This is a genomic window from Klebsiella variicola, from assembly GCF_000828055.2.
GTDB classification, from domain to species: domain Bacteria; phylum Pseudomonadota; class Gammaproteobacteria; order Enterobacterales; family Enterobacteriaceae; genus Klebsiella; species Klebsiella variicola.
Genome location: NZ_CP010523.2, coordinates 3,944,978 through 3,960,249 on the forward strand (window position 1 = coordinate 3,944,978; position 15,272 = coordinate 3,960,249).

Annotated in this window: 17 protein-coding genes; 13 read left to right on the forward strand and 4 right to left on the reverse strand. The window is 56.3% G+C overall.

Annotated elements, in window-relative coordinates; all coding sequences use genetic code 11:
- Positions 1-44 precede the first annotated feature (44 nt).
- From rsfS to lipA, 10 genes are all read left to right on the forward strand, one after another.
- Positions 45-362: a ribosome silencing factor gene (gene rsfS / locus SP68_RS18525; RefSeq protein ID WP_002894623.1), complete on the forward strand. Its 318-nt coding sequence runs from the start codon at positions 45-47 to the stop codon at positions 360-362.
- 3 nt (positions 363-365) lie between these two features.
- Complete coding sequence (gene rlmH, locus SP68_RS18530) at positions 366-833, forward strand: 23S rRNA (pseudouridine(1915)-N(3))-methyltransferase RlmH (protein ID WP_002894620.1); 468 nt, start codon at positions 366-368, stop codon at positions 831-833.
- A gap of 27 nt (positions 834-860) precedes the next feature.
- Entirely contained in the window at positions 861-2,762 is a 1,902-nt protein-coding gene (gene mrdA, locus SP68_RS18535) for a peptidoglycan DD-transpeptidase MrdA (protein WP_008805636.1), read from the forward strand.
- Positions 2,762-3,874 (forward strand): peptidoglycan glycosyltransferase MrdB, encoded by a 1,113-nt coding sequence (gene mrdB / locus SP68_RS18540; protein ID WP_008805635.1) that lies wholly within the window; start codon positions 2,762-2,764, stop codon positions 3,872-3,874. The genes mrdA and mrdB overlap by 1 nt, the downstream gene beginning before the upstream one ends.
- An 11-nt stretch (positions 3,875-3,885) precedes the next feature.
- Positions 3,886-5,043 (forward strand): endolytic peptidoglycan transglycosylase RlpA, encoded by a 1,158-nt coding sequence (gene rlpA, locus SP68_RS18545; RefSeq protein WP_040973894.1) that lies wholly within the window; start codon positions 3,886-3,888, stop codon positions 5,041-5,043.
- 139 nt (positions 5,044-5,182) lie between these two features.
- On the forward strand, positions 5,183-6,382 hold the full coding sequence (gene dacA / locus SP68_RS18550) for a D-alanyl-D-alanine carboxypeptidase DacA (protein ID WP_008805633.1): 1,200 nt from the start codon (positions 5,183-5,185) through the stop codon (positions 6,380-6,382).
- A 112-nt stretch (positions 6,383-6,494) separates the two neighbouring features.
- On the forward strand, positions 6,495-6,758 hold the full coding sequence (ybeD, locus tag SP68_RS18555) for a DUF493 family protein YbeD (protein WP_002894474.1): 264 nt from the start codon (positions 6,495-6,497) through the stop codon (positions 6,756-6,758).
- 104 nt (positions 6,759-6,862) lie between these two features.
- The gene (lipB, locus tag SP68_RS18560; RefSeq protein WP_012542459.1) at positions 6,863-7,507 is read left to right on the forward strand and encodes a lipoyl(octanoyl) transferase LipB; all 645 of its coding nucleotides are present in this window, start codon (positions 6,863-6,865) and stop codon (positions 7,505-7,507) included.
- A gap of 192 nt (positions 7,508-7,699) precedes the next feature.
- Positions 7,700-8,596, forward strand: coding sequence for a YbeF family transcriptional regulator (locus SP68_RS18565; protein ID WP_008805631.1), 897 nt, complete (start codon positions 7,700-7,702; stop codon positions 8,594-8,596).
- Between the two features lie 180 nt (positions 8,597-8,776).
- The gene (gene lipA / locus SP68_RS18570) at positions 8,777-9,742 is read left to right on the forward strand and encodes a lipoyl synthase (protein ID WP_002894467.1); all 966 of its coding nucleotides are present in this window, start codon (positions 8,777-8,779) and stop codon (positions 9,740-9,742) included.
- Between the two features lie 200 nt (positions 9,743-9,942).
- Here the strand turns inward: lipA and tatE are convergent, their stop codons facing one another.
- Both tatE and SP68_RS18580 read right to left on the reverse strand, forming a co-directional pair.
- Positions 9,943-10,149 carry a twin-arginine translocase subunit TatE gene (gene tatE, locus SP68_RS18575; protein WP_008805630.1) on the reverse strand — a complete coding sequence of 69 codons (207 nt, stop codon included), beginning with the start codon at positions 10,147-10,149 and terminating at the stop codon, positions 9,943-9,945.
- Positions 10,150-10,393: 244 nt separating this feature from the next.
- Positions 10,394-11,182 (reverse strand): deaminated glutathione amidase, encoded by a 789-nt coding sequence (locus tag SP68_RS18580; RefSeq protein ID WP_022065703.1) that lies wholly within the window; start codon positions 11,180-11,182, stop codon positions 10,394-10,396.
- Positions 11,183-11,271: 89 nt separating this feature from the next.
- Between SP68_RS18580 and crcB the strand changes: the two genes are divergently transcribed.
- Entirely contained in the window at positions 11,272-11,655 is a 384-nt protein-coding gene (gene crcB, locus SP68_RS18585; RefSeq protein WP_008805628.1) for a fluoride efflux transporter CrcB, read from the forward strand.
- Between the two features lie 66 nt (positions 11,656-11,721).
- On the opposite strand, the gene cspE is transcribed toward crcB, so the two are convergent.
- Positions 11,722-11,931, reverse strand: a complete 210-nt coding sequence (cspE, locus tag SP68_RS18590; RefSeq protein WP_012542460.1) for a transcription antiterminator/RNA stability regulator CspE — start codon at positions 11,929-11,931, stop codon at positions 11,722-11,724.
- A gap of 194 nt (positions 11,932-12,125) precedes the next feature.
- Positions 12,126-12,650, reverse strand: coding sequence for a lipid IV(A) palmitoyltransferase PagP (pagP, locus tag SP68_RS18595; protein WP_306034378.1), 525 nt, complete (start codon positions 12,648-12,650; stop codon positions 12,126-12,128).
- Positions 12,651-12,982: 332 nt separating this feature from the next.
- Between pagP and dcuC the strand changes: the two genes are divergently transcribed.
- Positions 12,983-14,356 (forward strand): anaerobic C4-dicarboxylate transporter DcuC, encoded by a 1,374-nt coding sequence (dcuC, locus tag SP68_RS18600; RefSeq protein WP_040973889.1) that lies wholly within the window; start codon positions 12,983-12,985, stop codon positions 14,354-14,356.
- A 92-nt stretch (positions 14,357-14,448) separates the two neighbouring features.
- Positions 14,449-15,246, forward strand: a complete 798-nt coding sequence (gene rna, locus SP68_RS18605) for a ribonuclease I (RefSeq protein WP_008805624.1) — start codon at positions 14,449-14,451, stop codon at positions 15,244-15,246.
- Positions 15,247-15,272: the final 26 nt, after the last annotated feature.

Here is a 15,272-nt window from a genome sequence, read left to right on the forward strand (position 1 = left end):
AGGCTCTTTATCATTATCAATCTTCATGCACCCAGGGGGAACACTTGCAGGGTAAAGCACTCCAGGATTTTGTTATCGACAAAATTGATGACCTGAAAGGTCAGGACATCGTCGCCATTGATGTACATGGCAAATCCAGCATCACCGATTGCATGATTATCTGCACCGGCACCTCTACCCGTCACGTGATGTCCATCGCCGACCACGTGGTTCAGGAATCCCGCGCCGCCGGCATGCTGCCGCTGGGCGTTGAAGGGGAAGCCGCCGCCGACTGGATCGTCGTCGACCTCGGCGACGTGATGGTTCACGTCATGCAGGAAGAGAGCCGTCGTCTGTACGAGCTGGAAAAACTCTGGAGTTAATGCGTGAAGTTGCAGCTGGTGGCCGTTGGCACCAAAATGCCGGACTGGGTACAGACCGGCTTTAGCGAGTATCTGCGCCGTTTTCCCAAAGATATGCCGTTTGAACTGGTGGAGATCCCCGCCGGTAAACGCGGCAAGAACGCCGATATCAAGCGCATCCTCGAAAAAGAGGGCGAGATGATGTTGGCCGCTGCCGGTAAGAACCGTATCGTGACCCTGGATATTCCGGGAAAACCATGGGATACGCCGCAGCTGGCACGCGAACTGGAACGCTGGAAACAGGACGGGCGCGACGTCAGTTTGCTGGTAGGCGGCCCGGAAGGCCTCTCTCCAGCCTGTAAAGCAGCGGCGGAACAGAGTTGGTCGCTCTCCACCCTCACCTTACCTCACCCGCTGGTGCGCGTACTGGTGGCCGAGAGTCTGTATCGGGCGTGGAGCATTACCACCAACCACCCGTACCACCGTGAGTAATGATGATCAGGGTAGACTAAGCAGCGAATGAAATTACAGAATTCTTTCCGCGACTATACGGCTGAATCCTCGCTGTTCGTGCGCCGGGCGCTGGTCGCTTTTTTGGGGATTTTGCTGCTTACCGGCGTTCTGGTCGCCAACCTGTACAATGTGCAAATCGTTCGCTTCAATGATTATCAGACGCGTTCGAACGAAAACCGCATCAAGCTGGTACCGATCCCGCCGAGCCGCGGCATTATTTACGATCGCAACGGCACCCCGCTGGCGCTTAACCGCACCATTTATCAGCTGGAGATGATGCCGGAGAAAGTCGATAACGTGCAGCAGACGCTGGATGCGCTGCGTGACGTCGTCGATTTAACCGACGATGATATCGCCGGCTTCAAAAAGGAGCGCGCACGCTCCCATCGCTTTACCTCGATTCCGGTAAAGGTCAACCTCAGTGAAGTGCAGGTTGCCCGCTTTGCCGTCAACCAGTACCGCTTTCCCGGCGTGGAAGTCAAAGGCTACAAGCGTCGTTATTATCCCTATAACTCGGCGCTGACGCACGTCATTGGCTACGTCTCAAAAATTAACGATAAAGACGTCGACCGCCTCGACAAAGAAGGCAAGCTGGCTAACTACGCCTCGACCCACGACATCGGTAAGCTGGGTATTGAGCGTTATTATGAGGATGTCCTGCACGGTCAGACCGGCTACGAAGAGGTTGAAGTGAACAACCGCGGCCGCGTCATTCGACAACTGAAAGAGGTGCCGCCGCAGGCCGGACGCGATATCTACCTCACTCTCGATCTCAAGCTGCAGCAGTATATCGAAACCCTGCTGGCCGGTAGCCGTGCCGCCGTGGTGGTCACCGATCCGCGTACCGGCGCCGTTCTGGCGCTGGTATCTACGCCAAGCTATGACCCGAACCTGTTCGTCGACGGCATCTCCAGTAAAGATTACTCCGGCCTGCTCAACGATCCGAACACGCCGCTGGTCAACCGCGCGACGCAGGGGGTCTACCCGCCGGCGTCAACGGTAAAACCGTACGTCGCCGTCTCGGCGCTGAGCGCCGGGGTGATCACCCGCAATACCAGCCTGTTCGACCCAGGCTGGTGGCAGCTGCCTGGCTCCGATAAACGCTATCGTGACTGGAAAAAATGGGGCCACGGCCACCTGAACGTCACCAAAGCGCTGGAGGAGTCTGCGGATACCTATTTCTATCAGGTCGCCTATGACATGGGCATCGATCGCCTCTCTGAGTGGATGAGCAAGTTTGGCTACGGCCACTACACCGGTATCGACCTTTCTGAAGAGCGCTCGGGCAACATGCCAACCCGCGAATGGAAGCTCAAGCGCTTCAAGAAACCCTGGTACCAGGGGGACACCATTCCGGTGGGCATCGGTCAGGGGTACTGGACTGCCACCCCCATCCAGATGAACAAGGCGCTGATGATCCTGATTAACGACGGGGTGGTGAAAGTGCCGCACCTGCTGCAAAGCACCGTGGAAGACGGCAAGCCCGTTCCGTGGGTTCAGCCGCATGAGCCGCCGGTGGGCGACATCCATTCCGGCTACTGGGAAATCGCCAAAGACGGCATGTTCGGCGTGGCCAACCGCGGCAACGGCACCGCGCACAAATATTTCGCCAGCGCGCCGTATAAGATCGCGGCCAAGTCCGGTACCGCCCAGGTGTTCGGCCTGAAGGCCAACGAAACCTATAACGCGCACCGCATCTCTGAACGTCTGCGCGACCATAAACTGATGACGGCGTTTGCGCCTTATAACAACCCTCAGGTTGCCGTGGCGATGATCCTGGAAAACGGCGGCGCCGGCCCGGCGGTCGGCACCATTATGCGACAAATCCTTGATCACATTATGCTGGGCGATAACAACACCACGCTGCCAAGCGAAAACCCGGCGGTCACCGCAGGGGAGGATCAATAATGACGGATAATCCGAACAAAAAATCGCTGTGGGATAAAATCCATCTTGACCCCACCATGCTGCTGATCCTGCTGGCGCTACTGACCTACAGCGCGCTGGTTATCTGGAGCGCCAGCGGTCAGGACGTCGGCATGATGGAACGTAAAATCGGCCAGATCGCCATGGGCGTGGTGATCATGATCGTCATGGCGCAGATCCCACCGCGGGTCTATGAAGGCTGGGCGCCCTATCTTTATATTTTCTGTATTATTCTGCTGGTGGCCGTTGATGCTTTCGGCGCTATCTCCAAAGGGGCGCAGCGCTGGCTGGATCTCGGTATCGTCCGCTTTCAGCCGTCGGAGATAGCGAAAATCGCCGTGCCGCTGATGGTCGCGCGCTTTATTAACCGCGACGTCTGTCCGCCGTCGCTGAAGAACACCGCGATTGCGCTGGTGCTGATCTTCCTGCCGACCCTGCTGGTGGCAGCGCAGCCCGACCTCGGCACCTCGATTCTGATCGCCCTCTCCGGGCTGTTTGTGCTGTTCCTTTCCGGTCTAAGCTGGCGTCTTATCGGGATCGCCGTGGTGCTGGTCGCCGCCTTTATACCGATCCTGTGGTTCTTCCTGATGCATGACTATCAGCGCCAGCGCGTGATGATGCTCCTCGACCCGGAAACCGACCCGCTGGGCGCCGGCTATCACATTATTCAGTCTAAAATTGCCATTGGCTCCGGCGGTCTGCGCGGCAAAGGCTGGCTGCACGGCACGCAGTCGCAGCTGGAGTTCCTGCCGGAACGCCACACCGACTTTATCTTCGCCGTGCTGGCCGAAGAGCTGGGGCTGATTGGTGTGCTGATCCTGCTGGCGCTCTATATTCTGCTGATCATGCGCGGGCTGTGGATCGCCGCCCAGGCGCAAACCACCTTTGGCCGGGTCATGGCCGGTGGTTTAATGTTGATTTTATTCGTTTATGTCTTCGTAAATATTGGTATGGTGAGTGGTATTTTACCGGTGGTGGGCGTACCGTTGCCGCTGGTGAGCTACGGGGGCTCCGCCCTGATCGTATTGATGGCCGGGTTTGGTATCGTGATGTCGATCCATACCCACAGAAAAATGTTGTCGAAAAGCGTTTAAAGGGGTTTGCAATGCGTAAGCAATGGCTGGGGATCTGCATAGCAGCGGGGCTGCTGGCGGCATGTTCGAGTGATGACGTGCAACAAAAAACGGTCAGTACTCCACAGCCGGCCGTCTGTAATGGCCCGACGGTTGAGATCAGCGGCGCCGATCCGCAGTATGAAACGCCGAACGCCACGGCGAATCAGGATTATGAGCGCGACGGTAAAAGCTATAAAATCGTTCAGGATCCGGCCAACTTTACGCAGGCTGGTTTTGCGGCGATCTATGACGCGGAACCTAACAGTAACCTGACCGCCAGCGGCGAAACCTTCGATCCGACCCAGTTGACCGCGGCGCACCCCACGCTGCCAATCCCGAGCTATGCGCGGATCACCAACCTCGCTAACGGCCGCATGATCGTCGTGCGGATTAACGATCGCGGCCCGTATGGTAACGATCGCGTTATCTCGCTCTCCCGTGCGTCTGCTGACCGTCTGAACACCTCGAACAACACCAAGGTGCGTATCGACCCCATCATCGTTGCGCCTGACGGTTCGCTTTCCGGTCCGGGAATGGCCTGCACCACCGTCGCCAAACAGACGTACGCCCTGCCCGCCCGACCGAATCTGGACGGCGGTGACACCACAGGTATGAACCAGCCTGCGCCTGCCGACGTTCGCCCGATCAGCAACAGCACGCTGAAGCCGGAAGACAGCGTCGGCGCGCCGGTGAACAGCGGCGGTTTCCTCGGCGCCCCGACGCCGCTGAACAGCGGCGTGCTGGAGAGTAGCGAGCCGGCAGCCACGACCGCCGCCACTGCGGCCCCTGCTGCTGCCGTCGCGACGCAAACGGCTCCCGTCACCGCGCCAGGCTCCATCCAGGGTAGCGTAGCGGCGACAGCGGCCACTGCCGCGACCGCCAGCGCCGTTGCCGCCTCCTCTACCGCCACCTCCAGCGCCAGCGGTAATTTTGTCGTCCAGGTTGGCGCAGTGAGCGACCAGGCGCGGGCGCAGCAGTATCAGCAGCGCCTGAGCCAGCAGTTCTCGGTGCCAGGCCGGGTCACGCAAAACGGCGCGGTATGGCGTATTCAGCTGGGCCCGTTTGCTGATAAGGCGCAGGCCAGCGCCGTTCAGCAGCGCCTGCAAAGCGAAGCGCAGCTGCAGTCCTTTATTACTCGCGCCAACTAAACGCCGCGGGCAGCCCGTTCACCTTGCGCATGTAAAAGTCATTAACAAACTCATGCGCAATGTCGGATGCTGGCCCGCAGAGCATTTGCTATAGTAAGGCACTTTTTTTAACTCCATCACGGATGCCGTTGTTCTGACCATGAAGACCTCTTTCACCGCTCGTTTACTCATCACGGCGCTCTCCGTTGCAGCGCTCTCCTCCGCTGCCCGCGCCGATGACCTGAATATCAAAACGATGATCCCAGGCGCCCCGCAGATTGACGCCGAATCCTGGGTGCTTATTGATTACAACTCCGGCAAAGTGCTGGCGGAAAATAACGCCGACTCCCGTCGCGACCCGGCCAGTCTGACCAAAATGATGACCAGCTATGTCATCGGTCAGGCGATGAAAGCGGGTAAATTCAAAGAGTCCGATCTGGTCACTGTCGGCAACGATGCCTGGGCCACCGGCAACCCGGTTTTCAAAGGCTCTTCTCTGATGTTCCTCAAGCCGGGGATGCAGGTTCCGGTTTCGCAGCTGATCCGGGGTATCAACCTGCAGTCGGGTAACGATGCCTGCGTGGCCATGGCCGACTATGTTGCCGGTAGCCAGGACGCCTTCGTCAGCCTGATGAACAACTATGTTAACGCCCTGGGCCTGAAAAACACCCATTTCCAGACCGTTCACGGCCTCGATGCTGACGGACAGTACAGTTCCGCGCGCGACATGGCGCTGATTGGCCAGGCGCTGATCCGCGATGTGCCGAACGAGTACTCTATCTATCGTGAGAAAGAGTTCACTTTCAACGGCATCCGCCAGCTGAACCGTAACGGCCTGCTGTGGGATAACAGCCTGAACGTCGACGGCATCAAAACGGGTCATACCGACAAAGCGGGCTACAACCTCGTCGCCTCTGCCACCGAAGGCCAGATGCGTCTTATCTCGGCGGTGATGGGCGGACGTACTTTCAAAGGTCGTGAGTCGGAAAGCAAAAAACTGCTGACCTGGGGCTTCCGCTTCTTTGAAACCGTCAACCCGATCAAAGCCGGCAAAGAGTTTGCTTCCGAACCGGCCTGGTTCGGTGACAGCGATCGCGCCTCGCTGGGGGTGGATAAAGATGTCTACCTGACCATCCCGCGTGGCCGGATGAAAGATCTGAAAGCCAGCTATGTGCTGAATAACACTGAACTGCACGCCCCGCTGCAGAAAAACCAGGTGGTCGGCACCATCAACTTCCAGTTGGATGGTAAAACTATCGATCAGCGCCCGCTGGTGGTGCTGCAGGAAATCCCGGAAGGGAATTTCTTTGGCAAAATTATTGATTACATTAAGTTAATGTTCCACCACTGGTTTGGTTAAAAATCGAACACTTGAAAGTGTGATTTCCATCCCCATATACTATTTATCCAAGTAACCTGATAACTCCCGCCCTTGGTGGGAGTTATTATTTTGTCGTAACACCGGAGCTGACATGAAAACCAAACTTAACGAACTGCTGGAATTCCCTACCCCCTTTACTTACAAAGTAATGGGACAGGCGTTGCCGGAGCTGGTTGATCAGGTGGTGGAAGTGGTACAGCGCCATGCGCCTGGTGATTACTCGCCGTCAGTAAAACCGAGCAGCAAAGGTAACTACCACTCGGTCTCCATCACCATCAACGCCACCCACATTGAGCAGGTGGAAACGCTGTACGAAGAGTTAGGCAATATCGATATCGTACGGATGGTGCTGTAACCTTTTCCCCGACCCGGCCGCCGTGCCGGGTCCTTTCATCCCCTTCCGCCCTGCTGTGATATACTCCCCGCCCTGAGTCCTCTCTTCCCGGCGGAGATGTTGTTTTGCAGCACAATAAAATTCTTATCCGGCAGCTTGGCCTGCAACCATACGAACCCATCTCGCAGGCGATGCATGAATTCACCGACGCCCGCGATGAAGACACCCTCGACGAGATCTGGCTGGTGGAACATCACCCGGTCTTCACTCAGGGCCAGGCAGGCAAAGCGGAACACGTGCTGGTGCCCGGCGATATTCCGGTGATCCAGAGCGATCGCGGCGGCCAGGTGACCTATCACGGTCCAGGACAGCAGGTAATGTATGTTCTGTTGAACCTTAAACGCCGCAAGCTGGGTGTGCGCGAGCTGGTGACGCTGCTGGAGCAAACGGTCGTTAATACCCTGGCCGAGTATGGCATCGAATCGCATCCCCGCGCCGATGCCCCAGGGGTCTACGTCGGCGATCGCAAAATCTGCTCACTGGGACTGCGGATCCGCAAAGGGTGCTCTTTCCACGGTCTGGCGCTCAATATCGCGATGGATCTCGCGCCATTTCTGCGCATCAATCCCTGCGGCTATGCCGGCATGGAGATGACGCAAATGCGCCAGTGGCAGCCAGAGGTGACTCCAGAGACGGTCGCCCCGCGGCTGGTCGCCAATCTGCTGGCGCTGCTGAACCATCCCCCGCACGAATATCTCCCCCAGCAGTAAACGGTAGATCAGCGCCCCGCAGGCAGCGGGGCGCTAAATGATTAACACATTATTTTTGCAATCAATTGTCACGTACGGGAGGCGGTGGGCCGCTATACTTGCCCTATCATTCCCAACCGGACTCATCGCGTGCCAGAGAATACGTCTCCGTCAGAATCCCCTGAACGACAGGATGAACGTTATGACCGCCAGATGTTTCGCATCCTGCGCAATATTGACCTCAACCTGTTAACCATCTTCGAAGCCGTTTACGTCCATAAAGGCATCGTCAACGCCGCTAAGATACTGAATATCACGCCATCGGCTATTAGCCAGTCGATTAACAAACTGCGGGCGCTTTTTCCTGACCCGCTGTTTATCCGCAAGGGGCAAGGTGTGATGCCCACCGCGTATGCTACCCATCTTCATCAGTACATCAGCCGGGGTATGGAGGCTTTCCTCAGTGCGCTGGATATCGCTGGTAGCCCCCACCAGCAGCGGGTGATCACTATCGCCACCACGCCAGGCATGGGGGCGCTACTGATACCCATCGTGGCCAGTGCGCTAAAACCGGCCTTTCCGCAGATCCTGTTGCACAACATCGCCATCACCGACGCCGCGCGGCAGCTCGACCAGCGCCAGGTGGATCTGTTAATTGACACTCATCTGCACAGCGGCCAGGCGATAAGCCATCATGTGCTGTACCAGGATCGGGTACGGATGTACTGCCGTGCTGAGCACCCCGCGCTGCACGGCCCACAGGATGAAGCCCATCTCGCTCAGTATGAATTTGCGCTGCTGCTTCCGGAAGGCCAGCGCTACCCCACCCTTCACCGCCGCCTGCAGGAAGAGATGGGCGAACGACGCTGCGGATTCAGCACCTTTAACCTGCTGACCCAGGCAGCCATGATCGCCGAGAGCGACATGCTGGGGCTGACCACCGAGCGCCTGTTCGCCATGGTATCCCGGCTCTGGCCACTGCAAACCCTGGATTTTCACTCCCTGCAGGACGAAAAAATTAATGTTGCGCTGCACTACAATAAGCAAAGCGGGAAGGAGCCATTGCTGAAAGAAATTATCGAGACGGTAATCCAGGCGTTTAAGGCGTAGCGCACGGAAAGGAAAAGGATAAAACAACAACTATTTTACAATTTGCGAGGCAGGCAGGCTGCTTTCTGCCCCTTTTCAATGGTATACTGCCTGCTCTTGATTCAAAAATAGTTGATAATTGCAACATTTCATTGAATTAATTCGCTTTCCTTCGTGACTCGCAACTGGAACACGCACGCTATGAGTAAACCCATTGTGATGGAACGCGGTGTTAAGTACCGCGACGCCGATAAAATGGCCCTTATCCCGGTGAAAAACGTGGCAACTGAGCGTGAAGCTCTGCTCAGAAAACCGGAATGGATGAAAATCAAACTTCCGGCAGATTCGTCCCGTATCCAGGGTATCAAAGCAGCGATGCGTAAGAACGGCCTGCACTCCGTGTGTGAAGAAGCCTCCTGCCCGAACCTTGCAGAATGCTTCAACCACGGTACCGCGACCTTTATGATCCTTGGCGCGATCTGTACCCGTCGCTGCCCGTTCTGCGATGTCGCGCACGGGCGCCCGGTTGCACCAGATGCGAACGAACCACAGAAGCTGGCGCAAACCATCGCTGATATGGGTCTGCGCTACGTCGTGGTCACTTCAGTGGACCGTGACGACCTGCGTGATGGCGGCGCACAGCATTTTGCCGACTGCATCAGCGCCATTCGCGAGAAAAACCCGTCGATTAAGATCGAAACGCTGGTTCCGGATTTCCGCGGCCGCATGGATCGCGCGCTTGATATTCTGACGGTAACCCCGCCGGATGTCTTCAACCATAACCTCGAAAACGTACCTCGTCTCTATCGTCAGGTGCGTCCGGGCGCGGATTACAACTGGTCGCTGAAGCTGCTGGAGCGTTTTAAAGAAGCGCATCCGGAGATCCCGACGAAATCTGGCCTGATGGTCGGTCTGGGCGAAACCAACGACGAGATCATTGAAGTGATGCGCGACCTGCGTCGCCATGGCGTCACCATGCTGACGTTAGGCCAGTATCTGCAGCCGAGCCGTCACCACCTGCCAGTACAGCGCTACGTCAGCCCGGAAGAGTTCGAAGAGATGAAAGCGGAAGCGATGGCGATGGGCTTCACCCACGCCGCCTGCGGTCCCTTCGTTCGCTCTTCCTATCATGCCGACCTGCAGGCTAAAGGAATGGAAGTGAAGTAACTGCCGCTTCTGCCGCTGCGCGCCTTTTCGCCGCAGCGGCCCCTCTCCGCTTCCTCTGCTTCCTCTGCTTCGCGTTTTCGTAACAGTTCGTTGCATCTTTTCTGCGCGGCATCGCCAAAAACGACAAAGGCCGCAACGATATTCGTCGCGGCCTCTTCGCCGTTCCGCCAGCATCCCTCCGGGGGGACGCATCGGATCAATTACTCTTTATGAGAGATCTTCTGCGCCGGCGCTTCTTCTTCCACGGTGGCTTTCTTCGCGCTATCGTCATCCTCGTTCATGGCCTTTTTAAAGCCCTTGATAGCCGAACCCAGGTCGCCGCCCAGCGTACGTAATTTCTTGGTACCAAACACTAAGATAATCAGTGCTGCGACTACCAGCAGTTTGGTAATACTAATCTCACCCATAGCTAACCTTCTTCTCTATACAAGCTGCGAATACGCCATCATACACGCATTTATCCGTCATATTGTAATCCACCTGTGCGTGGGCTGCGTGATTCGGCCCAGAGCCTTCCCCCTGAAGGAGTTAGCGCAGGGGTGTCCGTCCTGACGTGCACAGCGAATTATTAGGATAAACAATACGGGTATTTGACGCGCGGACACAATAGCAATCTGTAACAAGGTGAATCAAGCCCTGTTTAAAAAAACATCACAATAATTGCGGTGGCGCAAATCGTCGGTTCTGCAGTACCGGCAAACGCTCGCGAACCCGCGCAAGGTGCTCTGCGGAGACATCGGCAAAGATCAGTTGCGGTTCGCTCCCGGCCCCCGCCAGCGTCGTTCCCAGCGGGTCAACAATGCGGCTCTGACCAATATTCCGCGTCCCGCATTCGCCTGCCGCCACGATATAGCAGGTCGTATCGAGCGCGCGCGCCGCCAACAGCGTCGCCCAGTGGTGCTCTTTCTGTGGCCCTCTCACCCATGCGGTGGGCAGTACCAGCAGCTCAGCTCCGTTCAGCGCCAGCGATAGGGCCAGTTCCGGGAAGCGAAGATCGTAGCAGGTCATCAGGCCAACGCGTAACCCCGCCACTTCAATTACCGGCGGGATCTGCTGGCCAGGATCCACCCGCCGCGACTCCTGCATTGCGAAGGCGTCGTATAAATGCAGTTTGTGATAATGGGCTATTACTTCGCCATCCCGCAAGACCACCAGCGTATTGGTCGCACGGCCTTCTGCCGACGGCACATGCAGCGTCAGGACGGTGGTCAAACGGTTACGCCCGCTCTCAGCCAGCAGCAACTGCAAAAACTCCCCATCCAGCGGCTGAGCCGATTTCACTGACATATCCGGGTCGTTGTCATCTCGCGCCAGTAACGCCTCTGGCAGCACCAGCAGCGCCGCCCCTTCACGCGCAGCCTGTTGCATCATCGCCACACAGGTCTGCGCATTCGTCCGCCATACTGGCGTGACGGCAAATTGTCCTGCCGCTACCCGCATGTTTTTCTCCGGTCAGGTTATGAATAGCCAATCGCGCCCGTCGCGCGCTACACTTGAGGTTCTCTTATATCAAATAGCAGGAAACAACCGTGTTTCAACTTCTTTGCGCCGTTTTTATTGGCGGTGGCACCGGCAGCGTATTGCGCTGGTGGCTCGGCATGAAGCTCAACCCTGTGCATCATGCTATCCCGATTGGGACATTGACGGCCAACCTGGTAGGCGCCTTTGTGATTGGTGCCGGGCTGGCGTGGTTTAACCGTCTGACGGATATTGACCCGATGTGGAAGCTCCTGATCACCACCGGGTTCTGCGGCGGGTTGACCACCTTCTCCACCTTCTCGGCGGAAGTGGTCTTTCTCCTGCAGCAGGGGCGGGTGAGCTGGGCACTCCTCAACGTGATGGTGAATTTGCTGGGTTCGTTTGCCATGACGGCCGTCGCCTTCTGGCTTTTCTCGCAGGCCGCCAGCCGTTAACGATCTGAAAAACAGGCAAAAAAAAACCCGCGTTAAGCGGGTTTTTATATTCTACTGACGTGTTGGTTAGATAGCCATTACGTTTGCAGCAGAAGGGCCTTTGGCACCGTTAGTGATTTCGAACTCTACACGCTGACCTTCAGCCAGAGTTTTGAAACCGTTGGACTGGATTGCAGAGAAGTGTACGAATACATCTTTGCTGCCATCTTCCGGAGTAATGAAACCGAATCCTTTGGACTCATTAAACCACTTAACGTTACCTTTAATCTTAGACATCAAAATTACCTTTATATGAAAAATCGACACTAATGCTGTGTCGAGTATCAGTACACCAATTGTGGTACCTTTTGTCCAGTGCAACTTTGCTAAAAAGTGATAAAAGTCGCTATCTTTTTTAGTGGGTAACGCTTTAGTCCTTGTTTTTCCACAAGACACACCGCTTATCTCATTTATTGCTAAGACTTAGCGAATTAAAACTGTATACGAGCCCAGGCGAAGTAAACGTTACCGTTATTGTAGGTGCCGGGAATATAGGTCATCTGGAAAGTCGCCGGACCGTAACCTATTGACGCCAATGGTAAGATCACCGGAATGGGGATGTAGTCCCAGTTATCGCGCGCCGTCACGCCAAGGGTATAGCCGAGTCCAAGGTGGAAGTTCTGGTCGGTCAGCGGGCGCCAGGTTTTCTCCCAGCCGTAGCCGCCGATAGGCTCCCATTTATTGAAAGAATCTTTAAACGCCATCAGGTACAGACCGTGCCAGTTTCCCTTCTCATCCCAGCGCGAGACGCCAAAACCCGCGCCCCAGGGGCGTTCGTTATACTTATCCGTCTTTTCCTTATCATAGGCAAACCGCGCGTGCCAGGTAATGGCTGGAACGTACAAGTCATAGTGCTCCGGCTCATTCCAGGTCTGCGCGACGTTATTACTTAAGGTCTGGTAACCTTCGCTGAGGGTCGATGAAAACGACGCGCTGGCGTTTACGGATACCAACAACCATCCAAAAAAACCAAGAGAAAACAGAGAAAAACGACGTAACATCAACACTTTTCCATTACCACTTTCATTTAAAAGCCGCCTAAAATAGCAAAGATAGTCTCAATACAGGTTGAACGAAATAAGGCAAACTCCTGATTTTTGCCCGGTGACCATCAGAACCTTTTAACTATCCATCTGGTGATTATATCCAGGCGAGACGGGTGACGCGTAGTTCTTATCGCTTTATTGATTTGCATCAGCGAGTTTTGTCCGTTTTTTCGGCACATTCGCACATTAAAATTTGGCATGACGCTTTTTATCTACATATTCTTTGGGCTTAGGGGTAATAAATGCTGACGTTTGTTGAGATCCTGATCGGGATTGTGGTCATTGTGGGCGTCGCCCGCTATATCATTAAGGGCTACTCGGCCACCGGGGTGCTGTTCGTCGGGGGCTTAATCTTATTGATCGTCAGCGCCCTGCTGGGGCATAAAGTCTTGCCGGGCAATACCGACAGCACCGGTTATTCTGCCACCGATATTATTGAATACATTAAGATTCTACTCATGAGCCGCGGTGGCGATCTGGGTATGATGATTATGATGCTGTGCGGCTTCGCCACCTACATGACCCATATTGGCGCCAATGATATGGTGGTGAAATTAGCATCAAAGCCGCTGCGCTATATTAATTCGCCCTATCTGCTGATGATTGCCGCCTACTTTGTCGCCTGCCTGATGTCGCTGGCGGTCTCCTCTGCGACCGGCCTTGGCGTGCTGCTGATGGCGACGCTGTTCCCGGTGATGGTGAACGTCGGTATCAGTCGCGGGGCAGCGGCAGCCATCTGCGCTTCACCGGCGGCCATTATCCTCTCGCCTACCTCTGGCGATGTTGTACTGGCGGCTAAAGCCGCAGAAATGCCGCTGATCGACTTCGCCTTCAAGACCACGCTGCCCATCTCCATCGCGGCCATTATCTGCATGGCGATCGCCCATTTCTTCTGGCAGCGTTACCTGGATAAAAAAGAGAACATTTCCCACGAAATGCTGGATGTCAACGACATCACCACCACCGCCCCGGCGCTGTACGCCATTCTGCCGTTTACCCCGATCATCGGCGTGCTGATCTTTGATGGTAAATGGGGACCGGAACTGCACATTATCACCATCCTCGTCGGCTGCATGCTGCTGGCGGCGATCCTTGAGTTCCTGCGCGGGTTTAACACCAAAAACGTCTTCAGCGGGCTGGAAGTCGCCTACCGCGGGATGGCTGACGCCTTCGCCGGCGTAGTGATGCTGCTGGTCGCCGCCGGCGTCTTCGCCCAGGGGCTAAGCACCATCGGCTTTATCAATGGGCTGATCTCCATCGCCACCTCCTTCGGCTCGGCCAGTATTATTCTGATGCTGGTGCTGGTGATCCTGACCATGCTGGCGGCAATGACCACCGGTTCCGGTAATGCCCCGTTCTACGCCTTCGTTGAGATGATCCCCAAGCTGGCGTACTCTTCCGGCATCAATCCGGCTTATCTGTCGATTCCGATGCTGCAGGCCTCTAACCTCGGCCGCACGATATCGCCGGTCTCCGGGGTGGTGGTCGCCGTTGCCGGGATGGCAAAAATTTCGCCGTTCGAAGTGGTCAAACGTACCTCCGTGCCGGTGATGGTTGGCCTGCTGGTGGTGATTATCGCCACTGAGATTCTGGTGCCCGGCAGCGCAGTCCACTAATGGTCTAACCACGCGAAAAGGCGCCAGCGGGCGCCTTTTTTATGCTTTAATAACTCCCCGTTATCTTTTGCCATCCACAATCAGGAATAAACATGTTCAGGAAGGATTTCGCCGCGCTTGCCCTTGTGCTCACCGCCACTCAGGCCGGCGCTGAACCGCTCACCGCGACGCGATACGCTGATTTTGACCGCTACGTTCTTGCCCTCTCCTGGCAAACCGGATTCTGTCAGAGCATGCTTGACCGCAACCGTAGCGAACCGGAAGAGTGTCGCCTGCAGCAGGACACGGCGAACAAAGCCGACTTTCTGACCGTGCACGGCCTGTGGCCCGGGCTGCCAAAGTCGATTGCCGCGCGCGGGGTGGATGAACGACGCTGGATGCGCTACGGCTGCGCCACGCGCCCGGTGCCCAACATGCCGGAAGTGAAAGCGAACCGCAAATGCCAGGCGGCGGAAACCGGGCTGTCGCTGGAGATGGCCAATAAGCTCAATAACGTGATGCCGGGTTCGGGCGGCACCTCCTGCCTGGAGCGCTACGAATACGCCAAACATGGCGTCTGCTTCGGCTTTGATCCCGATAGCTATTTTGGCACCATGGTGCGCCTGAATGGGGAAATTAAGCATAGCCCGGTAGGCGATTTCCTCGCGAAGCATTATGGTCAAACCGTCAGCCGCGCCGACTTCGATGCCGCGGTGGCCCGCGCCTGGGGTCCGCAAAGCGTGAAGGCGTTTAAATTAACCTGTAACGGTAATCCGGCCTATCTGACCGAGATGCAAATCTCCCTCAACGCCGCCACCATCAACGCCCCGCTGGCCACGTCCGCCTTTCTGCCGCAACCCCATCCGGGCAACTGTGGAACCCAGTTTATCCTGGACAAGGTCGGTCAGTAGCGCAAAGCGACGTGCTGAGCAGAAAA

Excerpts from the sequence above, each read along its gene's own strand:
- mrdA (WP_008805636.1), top strand. The coding sequence starts at position 861 with ATGAAATTACAGAATTCTTTCCGCGACTATACGGCTGAATCCTCGCTG.
- mrdB (WP_008805635.1), top strand. The coding sequence starts at position 2,762 with ATGACGGATAATCCGAACAAAAAATCGCTGTGGGATAAAATCCATCTT.
- rlpA (WP_040973894.1), top strand. The coding sequence starts at position 3,886 with ATGCGTAAGCAATGGCTGGGGATCTGCATAGCAGCGGGGCTGCTGGCG.
- dacA (WP_008805633.1), top strand. The coding sequence starts at position 5,183 with ATGAAGACCTCTTTCACCGCTCGTTTACTCATCACGGCGCTCTCCGTT.
- ybeD (WP_002894474.1), top strand. The coding sequence starts at position 6,495 with ATGAAAACCAAACTTAACGAACTGCTGGAATTCCCTACCCCCTTTACT.
- SP68_RS18565 (WP_008805631.1), top strand. The coding sequence starts at position 7,700 with ATGTTTCGCATCCTGCGCAATATTGACCTCAACCTGTTAACCATCTTC.
- lipA (WP_002894467.1), top strand. The coding sequence starts at position 8,777 with ATGAGTAAACCCATTGTGATGGAACGCGGTGTTAAGTACCGCGACGCC.
- tatE (WP_008805630.1), bottom strand. The coding sequence starts at position 10,149 with ATGGGTGAGATTAGTATTACCAAACTGCTGGTAGTCGCAGCACTGATT.
- SP68_RS18580 (WP_022065703.1), bottom strand. The coding sequence starts at position 11,182 with ATGCGGGTAGCGGCAGGACAATTTGCCGTCACGCCAGTATGGCGGACG.
- cspE (WP_012542460.1), bottom strand. The coding sequence starts at position 11,931 with ATGTCTAAGATTAAAGGTAACGTTAAGTGGTTTAATGAGTCCAAAGGA.
- dcuC (WP_040973889.1), top strand. The coding sequence starts at position 12,983 with ATGCTGACGTTTGTTGAGATCCTGATCGGGATTGTGGTCATTGTGGGC.
- rna (WP_008805624.1), top strand. The coding sequence starts at position 14,449 with ATGTTCAGGAAGGATTTCGCCGCGCTTGCCCTTGTGCTCACCGCCACT.